This is a genomic window from Streptomyces sp. NPDC001568 (assembly GCF_042893755.1).
Lineage (GTDB): Bacteria > Actinomycetota > Actinomycetes > Streptomycetales > Streptomycetaceae > Streptomyces.
In genome coordinates this window covers 39,987-57,546 of the sequence record NZ_JBIAVF010000014.1, presented here as the reverse complement: position 1 = coordinate 57,546, position 17,560 = coordinate 39,987, and the positions used below count along the sequence as shown (strand labels likewise).

Here is a 17,560-nt window from a genome sequence, read left to right as displayed (position 1 = left end):
GTCCGGCCACGGACGGTCGTCGGACGCTTGACCGAGCGACGAGGCACGGCGAACCGGCGCGTATCCCCGCCTCCCTGCACTCCAGGTTGATGTCGTCGTCCTGACGGGCGGGTAGGGGGCCTTTGGTCGTCTGTCGGGTGTGGAGAGGGGCTGTGACGTGCCCGCATGCCCTGCCGGCCGACGCCCGTCCCCTCGTCTCGTCCCTGACGGACCCGCTCCTGCCTCTTGGTCCCCCATGCCGTTCCTCGGGGGCTTCCCGACAGTCTTTGGCATTTCGTTTCGGGCCGGTCGGTCAAGGGTGGCCGAAGGCCATCGCGAAGCGACGCGACCGCAGGGAGCGCCCTTGAGGGACCGGACCGAAACGGAAGGACAGTGGACTGGCGGGAAGCCCCCGGACCCATTCCGACCCCGACCCGGGGCGCACCGACCACCCCCGACCCCGACCCACCGCCGTCACCCCGACCCGCCCCAGGGTGCCCCGCCCACCCCCACGCCCGACCCGTCGTCGTCAGCCCTTCGCCGCCGCCCCCGCCACCCCCGCCACCCGCCTCCGGTGGCGGGCCACGCGTTCGCGGTTGCCGCACAGTTCGCTGGAGCACCAGCGGCGGCGGTGGCCCCGGGAGGTGTCCAGGTAGACCCGGGCGCAGCCGTCGCCCTCGCAGGCGCGGAGCAGGGCCATGTCGCCGGGGTCCGTGAGGAGTTCGACGGCGTCCCGGGCCACTGCGGCCAGCAGGCCGGCGCATTCGACGCCCCCGCACAGCTCCCGTACGAGGTGTCCCTCGCGGTCCCGGACGGCACACAGGCCCGGGGGTGGGCCGGCCGCCGCCGCGTTGACCCGGGCGAGGGCGTCCTCGGCGGGGCGTCGTCCGGCGAGTTCGGCGCGGACGAGGCGGTCGACGTCGTCGCGCAGCCCGCGGAACGCGGCGACCCAGTCGGGGCCCAGCCCTCCCAGCGGGGTCCGGTCGGGCACCAGGCCGGCGCCGACGAGCCACAGGCGCAGCTCGTCGCCGTCGCGGAGGCCTTCGGTGTCCCCGTGGGGGGTGAAGGTGGCCAGCAGGGCCAGACAGACCCGTCCGGAGTCGAACCACATGCCCGTCACCGCCTCGGTCGCCGGGAGCCGCCTCCCCAGAGTGCCGTCGGCGGGGGCGATGCGGAAGCCCCCGCGAGGGGGGCTACGGGGCGGGCGGGTCGTCGTGGAGCAGGCGTTGGAAGAGACGGTGGTCGCGCCAGGCGCCGTTGATGTGGAGGTAGCGGGGCGCGAGTCCGTACGCGGTGAAGCCTGCCTTGGCCAGGACCCGCTGGGAGGCGAGGTTGTCGACCAGGGTCCCGGCCTCGACGCGGTGCAGCCCGACCTCGTCGCGGGCGATCCGGCAGACCTCCTCGACGGCGGCGGTCGCGAGGCCCTTGCCGGCCCAGGCCTGGTCGATCCAGTAGCCGACGCCACCGCTGCACAGGGGTCCGCGTACGAGGCTGCCGAGGTTGATCGTCCCGATCGGGGCGCCGTCGGCGGTCAGGACGTACGGCAGGGCCCGCCCGGCGTCCCGGTCGTCGAGCAGGGTCCGGAGGCGGTCCCGCTGGCCCGCCTCGGTGTAGAACTCCGGGGCGCGATGGGGCTCGTAGGGCGCCATGTACGCGCGGTTGCGGGCCAGTACGTCGGCCAACCCGGCGGCGTCGTCGAGCGCGACGCCCCTCATCTCCACCCCGTCAACGATCATCCGAGCACGCTAACGGAACCACCTCGCCCTGCCCAGTCCCCCGCCCCGGCCGGCGGCAGGCGCCCCGACCTCAGCGCCACCCCCGCGCCGCGAAGCGGTCCTCGCCGCCGGCGTCCACGGACAGCCGGTACCCGCGTTTGACCACCGTCTGGATCAGCAGCGGCGCCCCGAGGGCGGCCCGCAGTCGGGCCATCGCCGTCTCGACGGCGTGCTCGTCGCTGCCCGCGCCCGGCAGGGCCCGCAGCAGGTCGGCCCGGGACACCACCCAACCGGGCCGCCGGGCCAGCGCCGCCAGCAGGGCCATCCCGGCCGGCGGTACCGCCCGCAGTTCGGCGTCGACGAGCACCGCGTGGCCGCGGATCTCCAGTCGGTGCCCGGCCACCGCGAGCACCCGGGCCCGCCCGGGCAGTTCCTGGCAGAGCAGTTGGACGAGCGGCCCGAGCCGGAAGCGTTCGGGCTGGACGGTGGGGACGTCCTGCGCCTGTAGCGGCAGCGCGGTGACCGGGCCGACGCACGCGGCCAGGACGGACCCGCGCAGCGCCTCCAGCACGGCCTCCCGCAGTCCGCGTTCCGCGGCCCGGGAGAGCAGGGAGGCGGCGGCGGGCGCGGAGGTGAAGCTGACGGCGTCGACGGCGCCCACGGCCACCGCGTCGAGCAGCCGGTCCAGCGGGGCGAGGTCCTCCGGCGGCATCCACCGGTAGACGGGTACGGGGACCACGTCGGCGCCACCGGCGCGCAGCGCCTCGACGAAGCCGGGCAGGGGTTCGCCGTGCAGTTGGAGGGCGATGCGCCGGCCGGCGACCCCGCCGTCGAGCAGTCGGTCCAGGACCTCGGCGAGCGATTCGGACGCCGGTGACCAGGCCTCCACGAGCCCGGCGGCCCGTACGGCGCCCTTCACCTTGGGCCCTCGGGCCAGGAGTTCGGTCTCCCGGAGCCGGGCCAGCAGGTCCTCGCCGATGCCCCATCCGTCGGCGGCTTCGATCCAGCCGCGGAAGCCGATGGCGGTGGTCGCGACGACGGCGTCCGGCGGGCTGTCGACGAGTTGCTTGGTCGCGGCCATCAGCTCGCTGTCGTCGGCCACCGGCACGATCCGCAGGGCGGGCGCGTGGATCACGGCCGCCCCGCGCCGCTTCAGCAGGGCGATGAGCTCGTCCGCCCGGCGGGCGGCGGTGACCCCGACGGTGAACCCGGCGAGCGGCCCGGTGGCCGCGGCCACTCCCCCGGCAGGTCGGGCCGCGCCGCCACCCGCGCTTCCGGCCCGTCCACCGCGCGTCGCGTCGTCGTGGTCGTCGTGGTCGTCCATCGTTGTGACCTGCCTCGGCTGCCTTGCCCGGTGCCCGACGGGCCTACCGGGTGGGGTGGGGTGTCTCGTCCACGGTGGGTCCCGCGTCCCCCGATGGGGTCGGAGTCCCGTCCCCCGATGGGGCCGGGTCTCCCGTCCCGATCGGATCAGGGTGTCCCGTCGCGCGCACCGAGCCTGCCAAGCCGGCGTGTCAGGCTCGGTTCCACCGCATTTCGGTGCCGTAACGCCGCGCGCCGCGCGGGTGCCGTCACACGGTGGTGAGCTGCGGTTTCGCCTCGGTTCCGGCGGTGGGGGCCGGCACCCGGGCGGGGCGGCGAAGGTATACCGCCCAGGTGACGGCGCAGCACGCCGCGTAGAAGCCGAGGAAGGTGACGAAGGCGGCGCTGCCGGATCCGGAGGAGGCGAACGCCTCCCGGAAGACGAGGTTGATGGCGAGTCCGCCGAGCGCGCCGACGGCCCCGATCAGTCCCATGGCGGCGCCGGAGAGCCGGCGGCCGTAGGCGGCGGCGTCCTCGCCGCTCATGCCGCGGGCGAGGGCCTTGGCCTGGAAGATCCCGGGGATCATCTTGTAGGTGGAGCCGTTGCCGACGCCGCTGAGCGCGAACAGGGCGACGAACCCGATGAGGAACACGGGCAGCGATTCCCGTACGGACGCCAGGAGGACCACAGCGGTCGCCGCCGCCATCGCCACGAAGCCGGCCAGGGTGATCCGCGCGCCGCCGAACCGGTCGGCGAGCGCTCCGCCCACGGGCCGCACCAGGGAGCCGAGCAGCGGTCCGATGAAGGTCAGCGACGCGGCCTGGAGCGGGGTCCGACCGAACTGGGTCTGGAGCACGAGGCCGAAGGCGAAGCTGTAGCCGATGAAGGAGCCGAAGGTGCCGACGTAGAGGAACGCCATGATCCAGGTGTGGGCGTCGCGGACCGCCTCCCGGACGGCGCCCGTGTCGTTGCGCACGGGGGCCAGGTTGTCCATGCGTACGAGGGCCAGGACGGCCGCGGCGACGATCAGCGGCAGGTAGGCGGCGAGCAGCAGCCTGGGCCGGTCGGCTCCGGCGGTCGCGATGACGAGGAGGGCGGCGAGCTGCACGACGGGGACGCCGATGTTGCCGCCGCCCGCGTTGAGGCCGAGGGCCCAGCCCTTCTTGCGGAGCGGGAAGAAGGCGTTGATGTTCGTCATCGAGGAGGCGAAGTTGCCGCCGCCCACCCCGGTCAGCGCGGCGACGACCACGAAGGTGGTGTACGAGGTGCCGGGCTCCATGACGACGAGCGCGGCCACGGTCGGCGCGAGGAGCAGCAGGGCGCTGACGACGGTCCAGTTGCGCCCGCCGAAGCGGGCGACGGCGAAGGTGTAGGGCACGCGCACCAAGGCCCCGACGAGGGTGGCGGTGGCGATGAGGAAGAACTTCCCGGCGGGGTCGATGCCGTAGTGGGGGCCCATGAAGAGGACCATCACGGACCACATGGACCAGATGGAGAAGCCGATGTGTTCGGACAGGACGGAGTAGAGGAGGTTGCGGCGGGCGGTCCTCTCCCCGGTCTCCTTCCAGAACGTCTCGTCCTCGGGGTCCCACCGCTCGATCCAGCGGCCCCCTTTGCGCGGTGCGGTCGTACCGGTCATCACACGCCTCCACAGCTCTCGCGTCCGTGGTCCGACCGTAGGAAGGGCGCGTTTCGGCCCCGGTCCCCGCCGGATGACCGGCGGGATACCTTGCACTCACCCGCCGCCGGGGCCCGGTGTGAGTGCGGCGGGGAGCCAGCTGCCCGGGGGGACGTCCAGCCAGCTCGCGGGGCCCTGGAGCTCCTCGACGGCCCGCAGCAGGGCGTCCAGGCCGGGGTGGCGCAGGCCGGTGCGCCACACCATGGACAGCGGGGACAGCGGGACGGGGTCGACGAGGGGCCGTTTGACGGCTCCGGGCATGTCGGGGAAGCCGACCGTGACCAGGACCGGGTTGCGGGTCTTGGCCATCACCCGGCCGAACTCCTCCTTGCCGACGGCCACGGGGGCGGGCGGCGCCGCGTGAATGCCCCGGCCGGCGAACAGTTCGCCGGCCAGCCGCGTCCACTCCGAAGTCCGCGGGTTCCCGGCCCCCGTGTACACGGTTTCCCCGGCCAGGGCGGCCAGTGGTACGTCGTCCCGCGCGGCCAGTGCGTGCCCGGCGGGCAGCAGCACGGCGAGGGGTTCGTACCGTACGGGCCGGTGCGCGAGCCGGGCGCGCAGCGCCGGGTCGAGGCCGGCGGCGTAGCCGAAGGAGACGTCGAGCCGGCCGGCGACGATCTCCCCGGCGGCGTGGGTGAGGCCGCTCTCGAAGCGGGCCATCAGCTCGCAGCCGGGGGCGAGCTCGCGGGCGCGTTCCAGGACGCTGCGGCCGGTGCCGGGGCCGTCGGTGTTGACGTCGACGAGGAGGGCGCGCGGCGGGCCGGTGAAGGCGGCGGCGAGCTCCTCGTGCGCGCGCAGCACCTCGCGGGCGTACGGGAGCAGCCGCTCGCCCTCGGGGGTGAGTTCCACGGCCCGGGTGGTGCGGGCGAACAGCGGCGCCCGTACGAGGAGTTCGAGGCGGCGCACGTCGCGGCTGAGCGCCTGCTGGGCTACGTGGAGTCGGGCGGCGGCGCGGGAGAAGTGGAGGTCCTCGGCGACGGCGACGAAACCGCGCAGCAGCCGGGGGTCGACATCGCGGGTGGGCATCCCCGGACATTAACAACGCGGAGCGGTGAATGCCTCCCGAACAGGTGTTGGACCGGCGGGCGGTCCGGGCCGCAGGCTCGTGGCATGCCGCAGAAGACCCCGTTCATGGCCGTGACGGGCAGCACCCTGGTCCTGTCCCCCCGCCGCCCCGGCGCCCCCGCTCCCACCGCCCGTGGCACCCGCCCTCCGGGCCCGTACCGACGTCTGTTCGCCCTGCCGGGCGCCCGGGGATTCACCGCCGGGAACCTGATCGCCCGCCTGCCGATGGGCATGTTCGGGATCAGCGCGGTGCTGATGATCGCGGGCCAGCGCGGTTCGTACGCCCTCGCCGGCGCGGTCACCGCGACCGGGCTGGCGGCCACCGCGCTCGTCGCCCCGTGGACGGCCCGGCTGGTCGACCGGTACGGCCAGGCCCGGATCGCCCTGCCGGCCACCGCGGTCGCGGTCCTCGGCTCGCTGTCGCTGGTCCTGTGCGTCCGTACGCAGGCACCCGCCTGGACCCTGTTCGCCTCGTACGCGGCCACCGCCACCACCCCCAACATCGGCGGCATGTCCCGGGCCCGCTGGACCCACCTGCTGCCCCCGGCCTCGCACCACACGGCGATGTCCTTCGAACAGGCCGCCGACGAACTCTGCTACCTGCTCGGCCCGGTGGCGGCGGCGTTCCTGTGCACGGCGCTCTTCCCGGAGGCGGGCACCCTCGTCGCGGCGGTCCTGCTCCTGACCGGGATGACGGTGTTCACCGCGCACCGCGCCACGGAGCCCCCGCCCGCCGGCGCCCGGCCCGCCACCGGCACCGGCCCCTCCCTGCCGCGCCGGCTGCTGCCGCTGCTCGGCCTGTTCCTCGCCACCGGGGTCGTGTTCGGCTCGATGGAGGTCACCTCGATCGCCCACCTCGGCGCGCAGGGCCTCGGCGCCGCCACCGGACCGGTCCTCGCCCTCCAGGCGGCGGGCTCCTGCGCGGCCGGCCTGCTCTACGGCACCCGCCGACCGCGCGGCCTGCGGACGTGCCTGCTCGCCCTGGCCGCGGCGATGGCGCTGCCCTGGATCGCGGCCGGCGCCGGCTCCCTCGCCCTGCTGGGCTGCGCGCTGCTGCTGGCCGGCGCGGCGACGGCCCCGGCGATGGTCACCGCGACGGCCCTGGTCCAGCGGGCCACCCCCCGGGAGCGGCTGAACGAGGGGCTGACCCTGGCCGTCACCGCGATCCTCGGGGGCATCGCCGTCGGTTCGGCCACGGCGGGCCTGATCGTCGACCACCTCGGCACGACGACGGCGTACCTGCTGCCCGCGGCGGCCGCCCTGTCGGCCCTGTTCGGCGCCGTGGCGGGACGATTTGATCCGGCGCCCGAGTGATCACTCCCGCGTGGTACTCACCACCGCCGCGCGGGATCGGCCATAACAGGGAGGTCTTCCCCACGCCCTTCCCCCTGCGGAGGAACACCCCTTGCCTGCTTCCCGTTCCGTGCCCGCCGCCCTGTTCGTCGCCGCCGTCACCGCCGGCTGCCTGATGCCGGCCGCGCCGGCCCTGGCCGCCTCCTCGGACCTGCGCTTCACCCAGCCGTACGTCCCCTCGATCGCTCCCGGCACGACGGGGCGCGTGGTCATCTCGGCCGCCGGTGGAACGGACGCGACGCGCAGCAGCACCTTCCGCATCACCGCTCCGGAGCGCACGACGTTTCCCGAGGCCCGCATCTACTGGAACGGCGACCGCGCCGCCGGCTCCTGCGAGCGCTCGTCGGACGCCCGCCTGCTGACCTGCGACGCGGGAACCCGCGCGGGCTTCACCTTCCCGGCGAACACCCGGACCCGGCTCGCGGTGTCGCTGCACGTGGACGCCGACGCCCCCGAGGGCGCCACCCTGGACGGCGGCGAGTGGGCCGCCGGCTCCGAGGAGTCGGCCCTGTTCGCGGTGTCCACACCGGTGACGGGCCCCAAGGGCGACGACGGCCGGCCGGGCCACGACGGCAAGCCCGGCCACCACGGCAAGCCGGGCCGCCCCGGCCCGCAGGGCGAGAAGGGCGACAAGGGCGACCGCGGGGAAACCGGCCGCGACGGCCGTGACGGCCTCACCGGCCCCACCGGCCCGCAGGGCCCGAAGGGCGACCAGGGGCCGAAGGGCGACCAGGGGCCGAAGGGCGACCAGGGCCCGGCCAACGGACCGCAGGGCCCCAGGGGCGAACGCGGTGAGAAGGGCGCCAAGGGCGACAAGGGCCACCGCGGCCCGACGGGTCCCGCCGGCCGGAAGGGCGACAAGGGCCACCCGGGCCCGCAGGGCCCCAAGGGCTCCGACGGCAACCGCGGCCCGACCGGCCCCCAGGGCCCCCGGGGGCCGAAGGGCGACACCGGAAAGCCCGGCGCCTGCAAGAAGTGCGAGAACGGCCACGGCGGCCACGACAAGCACGACGACCACGGCAAGAAGGCTCCGAAGGCCCGCATCGTGTCGCCCGGCAAGGGCCTCGGCATCCGCTCCGGCCCGGGCACCGGGTACGCCGAGAAGGGCAAGGCCGCGACCGGCACGGTCGTGGCCCTCCAGTGCAAGGTCAACGGCCAGAAGGTCGACGGCAATTCGATCTGGTACAAGCTCGCCGACGGCACCGGCTGGATCGCCGCCCGCTACGCCCAGAACCTCAACAAGGTCCCCTTCTGCTGACCTGAGCCCCGGACGGGGCTCCCACCCCGCCCGAACATGACGAAGGCCCCGCAGCCAGGAGCTGCGGGGCCTTCGTCCACATGGACGACCAGAAGCGGAGGAAGGGGGGAGACCTTCGACAGGTACGTACCACTTTTCGGTACCGATCCCGTACCGTAAACTTGTACAAGCGAGAAGGAGTGACCATGTCCATAAGCGCCAGCGAAGCACGGGCCAGCCTCTTCCCCCTCATCGAACGCGTCAACACCGACCACCACCCGGTGCGGATCACGTCGCGCGGCGGCGACGCCGTCCTCATGTCCGCCGACGACTACGACTCCTGGCAGGAGACCGTCTACCTGCTGCGCTCCCCGGCCAACGCCCAGCGGCTGATGGAGGCCGTCGCCCGCGACCGGGAGGGCGCGCCCACGACGGTCAAATCCCTCGATGAGCTTCGGGAGTTGGCCGGGGGCGAGGAGTGAGGAGCGTTCACTTCGACTCCGACGCCTGGGAGGACTTCCTCTTCTGGCTCGCCTCCGACCGAAAAATGGCTCGAAGGATCACCCGTCTGATCGGGGAAATCCAACGCGACCCGTTCAGTGGCATCGGCAAGCCCGAGCCGCTGAAGGGTGAGCTGTCCGGCTACTGGTCCCGTCGCATCGACGACGAGCACCGCCTCGTGTATCGGGCGGACGAGAAGGAAGTGAAAATCCTCAAGGCCCGGTATCACTACTGACCCGGCCTCGAACATGACGAAGGCCCCGCAGCCAGGAGCTGCGGGGCCTTCGTCTACATGGGGTGGTGGAGATGGCGGGAATCGAACCCGCGTCCAACGGTGCAGAAGTAGGGCTTCTCCGAGCGCATTCCGCTGCGCTTTTCTCGGCCCCGGAGATCACACGGACAAGTCTCCGACGGGCTCAGTCACTGTTTGGTTTCCCTCTATCCCCCGTGACCGGAGTTAGAGGTTTAGATCCCTAATTGACGCCAGGATCCGGACCGGGACCACTTCCGGGCTGACGCTCCTCACAGAGGCTTCAGCTCACTGTTATTAGGCAGCGAGGGTGAAGCGGGAGTTATCGCTCTTGGAGTTGGCGATTATTTTTTGCGACATATGGTTAACGAGATCATTGCCGCTTTCTCGGCTCGCTTCCCCTACATCGACAGCCGCTGTCGAAACCGATCATCCCCATGTTTCACGCTGTTCAGTTATTGAGACCCAGCGGGCGCTCTCCATGCGTCCCGCTCGACCGGCGCCACCCGCAAGCGCGTGGTGCTGACGCCATCGTACGCGAAGTGGACCACTAGGTGCCAGGACATTAGAGCTGGCCGCGCTCCTTGCGCTTGACGGCCGAGATCACCCGGTTCGTCTCGCGCGTGTCCTGCTTCTCGCGCAGCGACTGCCGCTTGTCGTACTCCTTCTTGCCCTTCGCCAGCGCGATCTCGATCTTCGCCCGGCCGTCCTTGAAGTACAGGGCGAGCGGCACGATCGTGTTGCCGGTCTCCCCCGTCTTCGAGTCCAGCTTGTCGATCTCCTCGCGGTGCAGGAGGAGCTTGCGCTTGCGCCGCGCGCTGTGGTTGGTCCAGGTGCCCTGGCTGTACTCCGGCACGTGCACGTTGTAGAGCCAGGCCTCGCCGCTCTCCACCGACACGAATCCGTCCACCAACGAGGCCCGGCCCTGGCGCAGGGACTTGACCTCGGTGCCCGTGAGCACGAGACCGCACTCGTAGGTGTCGAGGATCGCGTAGTCGTGCCGCGCCTTCTTGTTCTGGGCGATCATCTTGCGCCCTGTTTCCTTAGCCATAGTGCGGTCATTTTCGCACTACGGACCCACCCCGAGGCCACCCAATACCTTGCGCGCCCGCTCCTCGGCCCCCTCGCGTGCCGCGAGGTCCGGGGTGATCCCGCCGCCGTCGAGGCTGCGGCCCGCCGGTGTGCGGTACGTGCCGACGGTCAGCTCGGCCACCGAGCCGTCCGGGAGCTCCGTGGGCATCTGCACCGAGCCCTTGCCGAAGGTGCGGGTGCCGACGGTGACCGCACGGCCGCGGTCCTGGAGGGCGCCGGTGACGAGTTCGGCCGCGCTCATCGTGCCGCCGTCGACCAGGGCGACCAGGGGCCGCCCGGTGTCCCCGCCGGGGGCGGCGTACAGGGCGCGCTCGGAGCCCCGTACGTCGTACGTCGCCACCAGCCCGCCGTCCAGGAACGCGGAGGCCGCGGTCACCGCCTCGGCGACCAGCCCGCCCGGGTTGCCCCGCAGGTCCAGCAGGACGCCGGCGCCGGGCGGCGCCTCGCGGACGGCCGTGCGCACCCGCTCGCCCGAGCCGCGGGTGAAGGAGTCGACCTTGATGACGGTGACCCCGTCCGCGAGCCGGCGCACCGTCACCGGCTCGGCGCGCAGTTGCTCCCGGCGGACGGTCTCGGTCAGGTCCGCGCCGTCCCGGCTGAGGTGCAGCACCACCGGGGTGCCTGCCTCGCCGCGCAGCAGCGCCACCACGTCGACCACGGCGAGGCCGGTGACGCCCTGCCCGTCCACGCTCAGCAGCCGGTCGCCGGCGCGCAGGCCGGCCCGGGCGGCGGGGCCGGCGGCCTGGACGCGGTCGACGCGGATCCAGCCCTCGCGGGTGCGTTCGGCCCAGAGGCCGACTCCGGTCCAGTGGCCGTCGAGGTCCTCGGCGAAAGCCGCGTACTCGCCCCGGTCGTAGACGATGCCCCAGCGGTCCCCGCTGCGGCTGACCACCTCCTGGGCGGCCTTCTTGCCGGACTTGCCCTCCGCGACGGCCTCGGCGGCGGCCCGGGCGACGGCCTCGCGGTCGGCGGTTCCGGTCTCCCGGGGCGCGTCGGGGACGGCGGCGGGCGCGGGGGCGGGGGTCGGCCCGGAGGGGGCGACCTGCGCGGGAACACCCGTGCGGGCGAGGGCGTCGGCGTTCGCCGCGTCCCAGTGGCCGGTGCTCGCGGCGGCGACGACGGAGGTCACGAACACCAACGTCAGGACGGCCCCGCGACGCAGGTCGCGGGGCCGGAGACAGTGAGCGGGCAGACCCGGCATGGCGCCGAGTCTAGGACAAGCCCCGCCGCGGTACGGCGGGTTGGGCGTACCTCACAGGGGGCGCTCGTCACACCTTCAGGTACTTGCGCAACGCGATGAAGGCGGCCAGGGAGGGCATCAGCAGGCCGATGACCAGTACCAGCGGCAGCTTGGTGAGGACGGCGTCCCAGCCGATGAAGTTGATCAGTTCGAGCTTGTCCCGGAGCGCGGCGCCGTGGTCGATCACGAAGTACTGGCCGGTGCCCAGCATCAGGCAGGCCAGGATCGCGCCGATGAGGCCCGCGACGGCCGCCTCCATGATGAACGGGACCTGGATGTAGAAGCTGGAGGCGCCGACGAGCCGCATGATGCCCGTCTCCCGCCTTCGGCTGAAGGCCGAGACGCGCACGGTGTTGACGATCAGCAGCAGCGCCACGACCAGCATGATCAACATGATGCCCAGGGCCGCCCAGTTGAGGTAGCCGAGCAGCTTGAAGAGGTTGTCGAGCTGCGAGCTCTGGTCGGCGACCGACTGGACCCCGTCGCGGCCGGTGAAGGCGGAGGTGATGACCTCGTACTTCTCCGGGTTCTTCAGCTTCACGCGGAAGGAGTCGGGCATCTGGTCGGGGGTGACGACGGAGGCCAGTGCCGTGTGTCCGAAGCGTTCCTTGTAGTGCTTGTAGGCCTCGTCCGAGGACTCGTACGTGACGGTCTGGACGAGCTCCATCCGCTTGAGCTCGGTCTCGATCCCCTGCCGCTGCTCGGGCGTCACGGCCCCCTTGGCGCAGGCGCGCGGGGAGCCGAGCGCGTCGGACGCGCCGCCCGCGGCGGGCGCGCCGGCGGCCGCGGTCCCGGCGGCCTCCAGGGCGTCGTTCTTGGTGCAGAGGTAGACCGTGACGTTGACCTTGTCGTACCAGTACCCCTTCATCGCGCTCACCTGGTCGCGCATGAGCAGGGAGCCACCGAACAGGGCAAGCGACAGGGCCACGGAGATGATGACCGCGAAGGTCATGGTGAGATTGCGGCGGAGGCCGACGCCGATCTCCGACATGACGAACTGGGCGCGCATGACGTCTCAGGGGCCTTTCAGTGCTGGTAGCCGTAGACGCCGCGCGACTGGTCGCGCACGAGTCGGCCCTGTTCGAGTTCGATGACGCGCTTGCGCATCTGGTCCACGATCTGCTGGTCGTGCGTCGCCATGATGACGGTGGTGCCGGTCCGGTTGATCCGGTCCAGCAGTTTCATGATCCCGACGGAGGTCTGCGGGTCGAGGTTGCCCGTCGGCTCGTCCGCGATCAGCAGGGCCGGACGGTTGACGAAGGCGCGGGCGATGGCCACGCGCTGCTGCTCGCCGCCGGACAGCTCGCCGGGCATCCGGCCCTCCTTGCCGCCCAGGCCCACGAGTTCCAGTACCTGCGGGACGGCCTTGCGGATCTCGCCCCGCGGTTTGCCGATGACCTCCTGTGCGAAGGCGACGTTCTCGGCGACCGTCTTGTTGGGGAGCAGCCGGAAGTCCTGGAAGACGGTCCCCAGCTGGCGCCGCATGTGCGGGACCTTCCAGTTGGAGAGCTTGGCGAGGTCCTTGCCCAGGACGTGCACCTGGCCGTGACTGGCCCGTTCCTCGCGCAGGACGAGGCGCAGGAAGGTGGACTTGCCGGAGCCTGAGGAGCCGACCAGGAAGACGAACTCGCCCTTGGCGATGTCCAGGGAGACATCTCTGAGTGCGGGCCGGTTCTGCTTCGGGTAGGACTTGGAGACGTTGTCGAATCGGATCACGGGTGCACCACGGGGTCGCCGGGAGTAGGTGTGCGTGACCATACGCGAACGGACGGTGGGTGTGGACCCGCCCACCGCAGTTGCCCGAATAATCCTCGGGTGCCCGCGCAGCCCGATCGCGATGGCCCGGACGGGCCGCGCCGAATGCCGTCGGAGCCGGCACAGTGGTAGGGGGAACGGACTCGGTCCCCGTGCCGTTGTACGAGGGGACGAGAGGAGGAGCGCATGACATATGACCGGCTCGTGTGCGCGAACTGCGCCGCGCCCGTCAGCCAGGGTCGGTGCCCGGTGTGCCGGGCGAACCGGAAGCACCTCCAGCAGGAGGGCAATCCCTTCGCCGGGCTGAACCCGGTGACACTCATCGCGCTTCTGGTGGTGCTGGTCGCGGCGCTGGCGCTGGCGGCGCAGACCGCCTAGCCCGCGACACGTCCCGATCACACGGAATGGGGAAGGGCCCGGACACCCAAGGTGTCCGGGCCCTTCCTCGCGTCGTGGTGCGCTCCGCTTCGCGGGAGGTCCGTTACGCGGACTGCTCCTGCTGCTTGCGCCAGCGGATTCCGGCCTCCAGGAAGCCGTCGATCTCGCCGTCGAGGACCGCCTGCGGGTTGCCGACCTCGAACTCCGTCCGCAGGTCCTTGACCATCTGGTACGGGTGCAGGACGTAGGACCGCATCTGGTTGCCCCAGGAGCTGCCGCCGTCCTTGAGGGCGTCCATCTTGTCCTTCTCCTCCTGGCGGCGCCGCTCCAGCAGCTTGGCCTGGAGCACGTTCATCGCGCTGGCCTTGTTCTGGATCTGCGAGCGCTCGTTCTGACAGGAGACGACGATGCCGGTCGGCAGGTGCGTGATGCGCACCGCGGAGTCGGTGGTGTTGACGCCCTGGCCGCCGGGGCCGGAGGCGCGGTACACGTCCACGCGCAGCTCGGCCTCGTCGATCTCGACGTGGTCGCTGGTCTCGACGACCGGCAGCACCTCGACGCCCGCGAAGGAGGTCTGGCGGCGGCCCTGGTTGTCGAAGGGCGAGATCCGGACGAGCCGGTGGGTGCCCTGTTCGACGGAGAGGGTGCCGTAGGCGTAGGGGGCCTTGACGACGAAGGTGGTCGACTTGATGCCGGCCTCTTCCGCGTACGAGGTCTCGTACACCTCGGTCGAGTAACCGTGCCGCTCGGCCCAGCGCAGGTACATGCGCTGGAGGCGCTCGGCGAAGTCGGAGGCGTCGACGCCACCGGCCTCCGCACGGATGTTGACCAGGGCCTCGCGCTCGGCGTACTCGCCGGAGAGCAGGGTCCGGACCTCCATCTCGTCCAGCGCCTTGCGCACGGAGACCAGCTCGGTCTCGGCCTCGGCGAGGGTGTCCGCGTCGTCCATTTCCTGGGCGAGCTCGAACAGCACCGCGAGGTCGTCGATGCGCCCGCGCAGGTTCTCGGTCTTGCGGACCTCGGCCTGGAGGTGCGAAAGCTTGCTCGTGATCTTCTGGGCGGCTTCCGGGTCGTCCCACAGGGACGGCGCGGCGGCCTGCTCCTCAAGCACGGCGATATCGGCCCTCAGCTTGTCGAGGTCCAGGACGGCCTCGATCGACCCCATGGTCGAGGAGAGGGACTTCAGCTCTTCGGATACATCGACAACTGCCACGGGCCCAGCCTAGCCGGTCCCCGGACGGCACTCTCCGGTCAGGCCGGATCGGCACGTACGGACGGGGGTGGGTACGGGCGTACGCTCACCATATGACTGTCCTACTCGTGAAGCGCCGCCATGTGGACCACATGCGTGTCACGACGACGAGCTGTCTGCCGACGGACCTCGCACGAGCCTGATCCACCCCGATCCGACTTCGGTCCTGTACGCGGCGGCCACGCGGCCCCGGCGCCACCCCTGCCGACCTGCCGTTCCCTCCGCTGCCCCGCCATCTCCGGGGCGCAGGACCCCGTGACATCCGAAACGGAGCCGTCATGCCGTCCGCGCACCTCTCCTCCTCCGTGGCCTCCTCTCCCGTGGCCCCTTCCTCCCCGGCAGCCTCCTCCCTGGCTGTGATCGACCTCTCCCGGGCCGACGACCCCGCCCAGCGGGACGACTTCCTGCGGCAGCTGCACGCGGCGGCCCGGGACACCGGCTTCCTGTACCTGACCGGCCATGGGATCACCGAGCCGGAAACCGCCCGGATCCTGGAGCTGACCCGGGCCTTCTTCGCGCTGCCGGAGGCCGACAGGCTGGCCGTGAGCAATCTGAACTCCCCGCACTTCCGCGGCTACACCCGCATAGGCCACGAGCTGACGGGCGGCGCCTCCGACTGGCGCGACCAGCTGGACGTCGGCGCGGAACGGCCCGCGCCGCAGGTGGGGCCGGGAGATCCGGCGTACCTGTGGCTGGAGGGCCCCAACCAGTGGCCGGCGGCCCTGCCGGAGCTGCGGGAGGTGGTGCTGTCGTGGCAGTCCCGGCTGGCGGCGGTGGCCCACCGGCTGCTCCGGGAGCTGCTGGCCTCGATCGGCGCGGCCCCCGACTTCTTCGACGCGATCTTCGCGGACCGCCCCCACCTGCACACGAAGCTGATCCGCTACCCCGGATCGGCGCCGTCGGGCGCCGATCAGGGCGTCGGCGCGCACAAGGACTACGGGTTCCTGACCCTGCTGCTCCAGGACGGGGTGGGCGGGCTCCAGGTGGTCCGGGACGGCGGCTACGTCGACATCCCGCCGATGCCGGGGGCCTTCGTGGTCAACCTGGGCGAGCTGCTGGAGATCGCGACGGAGGGCTACCTGGTGGCGACCGACCACCGGGTGGTGAGCCCGCCGGGCGCGGTGGAGCGCTTCTCGGTGCCGTTCTTCTACAACCCGCGGCTGGACGCGGTGGTGGAGACGGTTCCCGGGGACCACCTGCGCACGGCCCCGGGCGTGGCCCACGACGCGTCGAACCCCTTGCACGCCGAGTACGGCCGCAACGAGCTGAAGGGCTGGGTGCGCGCCCACCCGACCGTGGCCCGCCGCTGGCACCCGGAACTGATCCCGGCCTGACGGCCGCCGGCCCGGACCCCGTACGGGATCCGGGCCGGCGCACGGGCCTGGCGTTCGACGACCGGACCTACGGCCGGGCGGGCGCCGAGCGCTTGCCGTCCTGCGGCGGGGCCTGGCCCTCGTCGCCGCCGGACAGGGCCAGCCAGCCGCCCAGCCCCACGGCGGCGGCCAGCGCCACCGCCGAGGCGGACATCACCAGCCTCCGCTTGCGCGCGGCCTCGGCGCGGTGCCGGGCGGACCCGGGCCGGTGCCCACCGGCGGGACGCGGGACGCGGGCGGTGCCCAGTGCCCCGCCGGCCAGCTCGTCCGGGCCGGGTACCCGCATGGAGGTGTGGGTGTCGCGGTTGGAGTCGGTGGCGGAGCCGGGGACCAGCGGGACCACGCCCCGGCGCCGGACCGGGTCGGCCGGCAGGTCCTCGGCCTCCGGTTCCTCCGGCTCGGCGTCGTCCGGTTCGTCCACGTCCAGCGGCGGCATGCCGGCCAGCAGCGGCAGCAGGTCCCGCAGCCGGACCGACAGCTCGGAAGCGCGGAGCCGGGACGCGGGGGCCTTGGCCAGGCACTGCACCATCAGCTGCCAGAGCTCGTCGGGGATCCCCGGCAGCGGGACCACGGTCTCCGTGACGTGCCGGCGCAGGACCGCGCCCGGGTGCCCGCCGCCGAAGGGGGTGAAGCCGGCCAGCAGCTCGTACAGCACCGTGGCCAGGGCGTATATGTCGACGGCGGCCCGCGGCGGCAGGCCCTCCACGATCTCGGGGGCCAGGTAGTCGGGGGTGCCGATGATCCGGGTCGGGGACGAGGCCCGCGTCCCGGGCGCCCCGGACGCCCGCCGCGGGGAGTCGATGAGCTTGGCCACGCCGAAGTCGGTGAGCAGCGCGGGATGTGCGCCGCCCGGTCCGAGGGGGCCCTGCATGTCGAGGAGGACGTTCTCCGGTTTGACGTCCCGGTGGACGACCCCCGCGGCGTGCGCGGCGGCGAGGGCGTCGGCGACGTCCGCGACGATGGCGACGGCCGCCTCGGGGGCGAGTCTGCGCTCGCGGTCGAGGCGCGTGCGCAGGTCGGTGCCCCGGACGAGGTCCATGACGAGGGCGAGGTCGTTGCCGTCGACGACGAGGTCGCGGACGGAGACGACGTGCGGATGGTCCAGGCCGAGCAGCGCGCTGCGCTCCTGTACGAACCGTCCGACGAGTTCCTGGTCGGACGCGAGGTCCTCGCGCAGCAGTTTGACGGCGACGGGCCCGTCCGGCCCCTCGCCCAGCCACACCGTGCCCGCGCTGCCGCGCCCCAGGATCTGGTGCGCGGTGTACCGGCTGCCGATCTTCCGTGCCAAGACTGCTCCCTCAGCGGCTGGCGTACGCACCAAAGCTACGCGGCCGAATGGGGGTTGGGCGCTCCGGATCGCGGCGACCTTCACTTCTGGGGGCGAAATCA

General features: G+C 72.7%; 17 protein-coding genes and 1 other RNA gene. 6 read left to right on the top strand and 12 right to left on the bottom strand.

What is annotated here, in order from left to right:
- Positions 1-508 precede the first annotated feature (508 nt).
- The 5 genes from ACFY0I_RS25315 to ACFY0I_RS25295 all read right to left on the bottom strand — a co-directional run bounded on the left by ACFY0I_RS25315 (position 509) and on the right by ACFY0I_RS25295 (position 5,701).
- Complete coding sequence (locus ACFY0I_RS25315) at positions 509-1,090, bottom strand: CGNR zinc finger domain-containing protein (protein ID WP_388900018.1); 582 nt, start codon at positions 1,088-1,090, stop codon at positions 509-511.
- An 82-nt stretch (positions 1,091-1,172) separates the two neighbouring features.
- The gene (locus ACFY0I_RS25310; protein WP_388900015.1) at positions 1,173-1,715 is read right to left on the bottom strand and encodes a GNAT family N-acetyltransferase; all 543 of its coding nucleotides are present in this window, start codon (positions 1,713-1,715) and stop codon (positions 1,173-1,175) included.
- Between the two features lie 70 nt (positions 1,716-1,785).
- Entirely contained in the window at positions 1,786-3,018 is a 1,233-nt protein-coding gene (locus ACFY0I_RS25305; RefSeq protein ID WP_388900012.1) for a uroporphyrinogen-III synthase, read from the bottom strand.
- A gap of 247 nt (positions 3,019-3,265) precedes the next feature.
- Positions 3,266-4,636, bottom strand: a complete 1,371-nt coding sequence (locus tag ACFY0I_RS25300; RefSeq protein WP_388900010.1) for a nitrate/nitrite transporter — start codon at positions 4,634-4,636, stop codon at positions 3,266-3,268.
- 96 nt (positions 4,637-4,732) lie between these two features.
- Positions 4,733-5,701 carry a LysR family transcriptional regulator gene (locus tag ACFY0I_RS25295; protein WP_388900007.1) on the bottom strand — a complete coding sequence of 323 codons (969 nt, stop codon included), beginning with the start codon at positions 5,699-5,701 and terminating at the stop codon, positions 4,733-4,735.
- Positions 5,702-5,785: 84 nt separating this feature from the next.
- Here ACFY0I_RS25295 and ACFY0I_RS25290 point away from each other — a divergent pair, with 84 nt between their 5' ends.
- The 4 genes from ACFY0I_RS25290 (at position 5,786) to ACFY0I_RS25275 (ending at position 9,066) form a co-directional block, all read left to right on the top strand.
- A complete protein-coding gene (locus ACFY0I_RS25290; RefSeq protein ID WP_388900004.1) occupies positions 5,786-7,054 on the top strand; it encodes an MFS transporter in 1,269 nt (422 codons plus the stop codon).
- 91 nt (positions 7,055-7,145) lie between these two features.
- Positions 7,146-8,351 (top strand): SH3 domain-containing protein, encoded by a 1,206-nt coding sequence (locus ACFY0I_RS25285; protein WP_388900001.1) that lies wholly within the window; start codon positions 7,146-7,148, stop codon positions 8,349-8,351.
- Between the two features lie 185 nt (positions 8,352-8,536).
- Positions 8,537-8,812 (top strand): type II toxin-antitoxin system Phd/YefM family antitoxin, encoded by a 276-nt coding sequence (locus tag ACFY0I_RS25280; RefSeq protein WP_281208850.1) that lies wholly within the window; start codon positions 8,537-8,539, stop codon positions 8,810-8,812.
- Positions 8,809-9,066: a Txe/YoeB family addiction module toxin gene (locus tag ACFY0I_RS25275; protein WP_385690805.1), complete on the top strand. Its 258-nt coding sequence runs from the start codon at positions 8,809-8,811 to the stop codon at positions 9,064-9,066. The genes ACFY0I_RS25280 and ACFY0I_RS25275 overlap by 4 nt, the downstream gene beginning before the upstream one ends.
- Positions 9,067-9,129: 63 nt before the next feature.
- Here the strand turns inward: ACFY0I_RS25275 and ssrA are convergent.
- The 5 genes from ssrA to ftsE all read right to left on the bottom strand — a co-directional run bounded on the left by ssrA (position 9,130) and on the right by ftsE (position 13,129).
- Positions 9,130-9,518: a transfer-messenger RNA gene (gene ssrA, locus ACFY0I_RS25270) on the bottom strand.
- Positions 9,519-9,646: 128 nt separating this feature from the next.
- A complete protein-coding gene (gene smpB / locus ACFY0I_RS25265) occupies positions 9,647-10,132 on the bottom strand; it encodes an SsrA-binding protein SmpB (protein ID WP_388899997.1) in 486 nt (161 codons plus the stop codon).
- An 18-nt stretch (positions 10,133-10,150) separates the two neighbouring features.
- Complete coding sequence (locus ACFY0I_RS25260; RefSeq protein WP_388899994.1) at positions 10,151-11,374, bottom strand: S41 family peptidase; 1,224 nt, start codon at positions 11,372-11,374, stop codon at positions 10,151-10,153.
- A gap of 67 nt (positions 11,375-11,441) precedes the next feature.
- A complete protein-coding gene (gene ftsX / locus ACFY0I_RS25255) occupies positions 11,442-12,422 on the bottom strand; it encodes a permease-like cell division protein FtsX (protein WP_388899991.1) in 981 nt (326 codons plus the stop codon).
- 17 nt (positions 12,423-12,439) lie between these two features.
- A complete protein-coding gene (gene ftsE / locus ACFY0I_RS25250; protein WP_030240478.1) occupies positions 12,440-13,129 on the bottom strand; it encodes a cell division ATP-binding protein FtsE in 690 nt (229 codons plus the stop codon).
- Positions 13,130-13,354: 225 nt separating this feature from the next.
- Between ftsE and ACFY0I_RS25245 the strand changes: the two genes are divergently transcribed.
- The gene (locus ACFY0I_RS25245) at positions 13,355-13,546 is read left to right on the top strand and encodes a hypothetical protein (protein ID WP_362881663.1); all 192 of its coding nucleotides are present in this window, start codon (positions 13,355-13,357) and stop codon (positions 13,544-13,546) included.
- A gap of 103 nt (positions 13,547-13,649) precedes the next feature.
- Here the strand turns inward: ACFY0I_RS25245 and prfB are convergent, their stop codons facing one another.
- Entirely contained in the window at positions 13,650-14,759 is a 1,110-nt protein-coding gene (gene prfB / locus ACFY0I_RS25240) for a peptide chain release factor 2 (RefSeq protein WP_388899988.1), read from the bottom strand.
- Positions 14,760-15,076: 317 nt separating this feature from the next.
- Here prfB and ACFY0I_RS25235 point away from each other — a divergent pair, with 317 nt between their 5' ends.
- Positions 15,077-16,132: an isopenicillin N synthase family dioxygenase gene (locus ACFY0I_RS25235; protein WP_388899986.1), complete on the top strand. Its 1,056-nt coding sequence runs from the start codon at positions 15,077-15,079 to the stop codon at positions 16,130-16,132.
- Positions 16,133-16,199: 67 nt separating this feature from the next.
- On the opposite strand, the gene ACFY0I_RS25230 is transcribed toward ACFY0I_RS25235, so the two are convergent.
- Positions 16,200-17,459 (bottom strand): serine/threonine-protein kinase, encoded by a 1,260-nt coding sequence (locus ACFY0I_RS25230; protein WP_388899983.1) that lies wholly within the window; start codon positions 17,457-17,459, stop codon positions 16,200-16,202.
- Positions 17,460-17,560: the final 101 nt, after the last annotated feature.

Coding starts and splice junctions, on each gene's coding strand:
- smpB (WP_388899997.1), bottom strand. CDS start 10,132: ATGGCTAAGGAAACAGGGCGCAAGATGATCGCCCAGAACAAGAAGGCG.
- ACFY0I_RS25260 (WP_388899994.1), bottom strand. CDS start 11,374: ATGCCGGGTCTGCCCGCTCACTGTCTCCGGCCCCGCGACCTGCGTCGC.
- ftsX (WP_388899991.1), bottom strand. CDS start 12,422: ATGCGCGCCCAGTTCGTCATGTCGGAGATCGGCGTCGGCCTCCGCCGC.
- ACFY0I_RS25310 (WP_388900015.1), bottom strand. CDS start 1,715: ATGATCGTTGACGGGGTGGAGATGAGGGGCGTCGCGCTCGACGACGCC.
- ACFY0I_RS25280 (WP_281208850.1), top strand. CDS start 8,537: ATGTCCATAAGCGCCAGCGAAGCACGGGCCAGCCTCTTCCCCCTCATC.
- ACFY0I_RS25290 (WP_388900004.1), top strand. CDS start 5,786: ATGCCGCAGAAGACCCCGTTCATGGCCGTGACGGGCAGCACCCTGGTC.
- ACFY0I_RS25235 (WP_388899986.1), top strand. CDS start 15,077: ATGCCGTCCGCGCACCTCTCCTCCTCCGTGGCCTCCTCTCCCGTGGCC.
- ACFY0I_RS25315 (WP_388900018.1), bottom strand. CDS start 1,090: ATGTGGTTCGACTCCGGACGGGTCTGTCTGGCCCTGCTGGCCACCTTC.
- ACFY0I_RS25245 (WP_362881663.1), top strand. CDS start 13,355: ATGACATATGACCGGCTCGTGTGCGCGAACTGCGCCGCGCCCGTCAGC.
- ACFY0I_RS25300 (WP_388900010.1), bottom strand. CDS start 4,636: ATGACCGGTACGACCGCACCGCGCAAAGGGGGCCGCTGGATCGAGCGG.
- ACFY0I_RS25305 (WP_388900012.1), bottom strand. CDS start 3,018: ATGGACGACCACGACGACCACGACGACGCGACGCGCGGTGGACGGGCC.
- ACFY0I_RS25295 (WP_388900007.1), bottom strand. CDS start 5,701: ATGCCCACCCGCGATGTCGACCCCCGGCTGCTGCGCGGTTTCGTCGCC.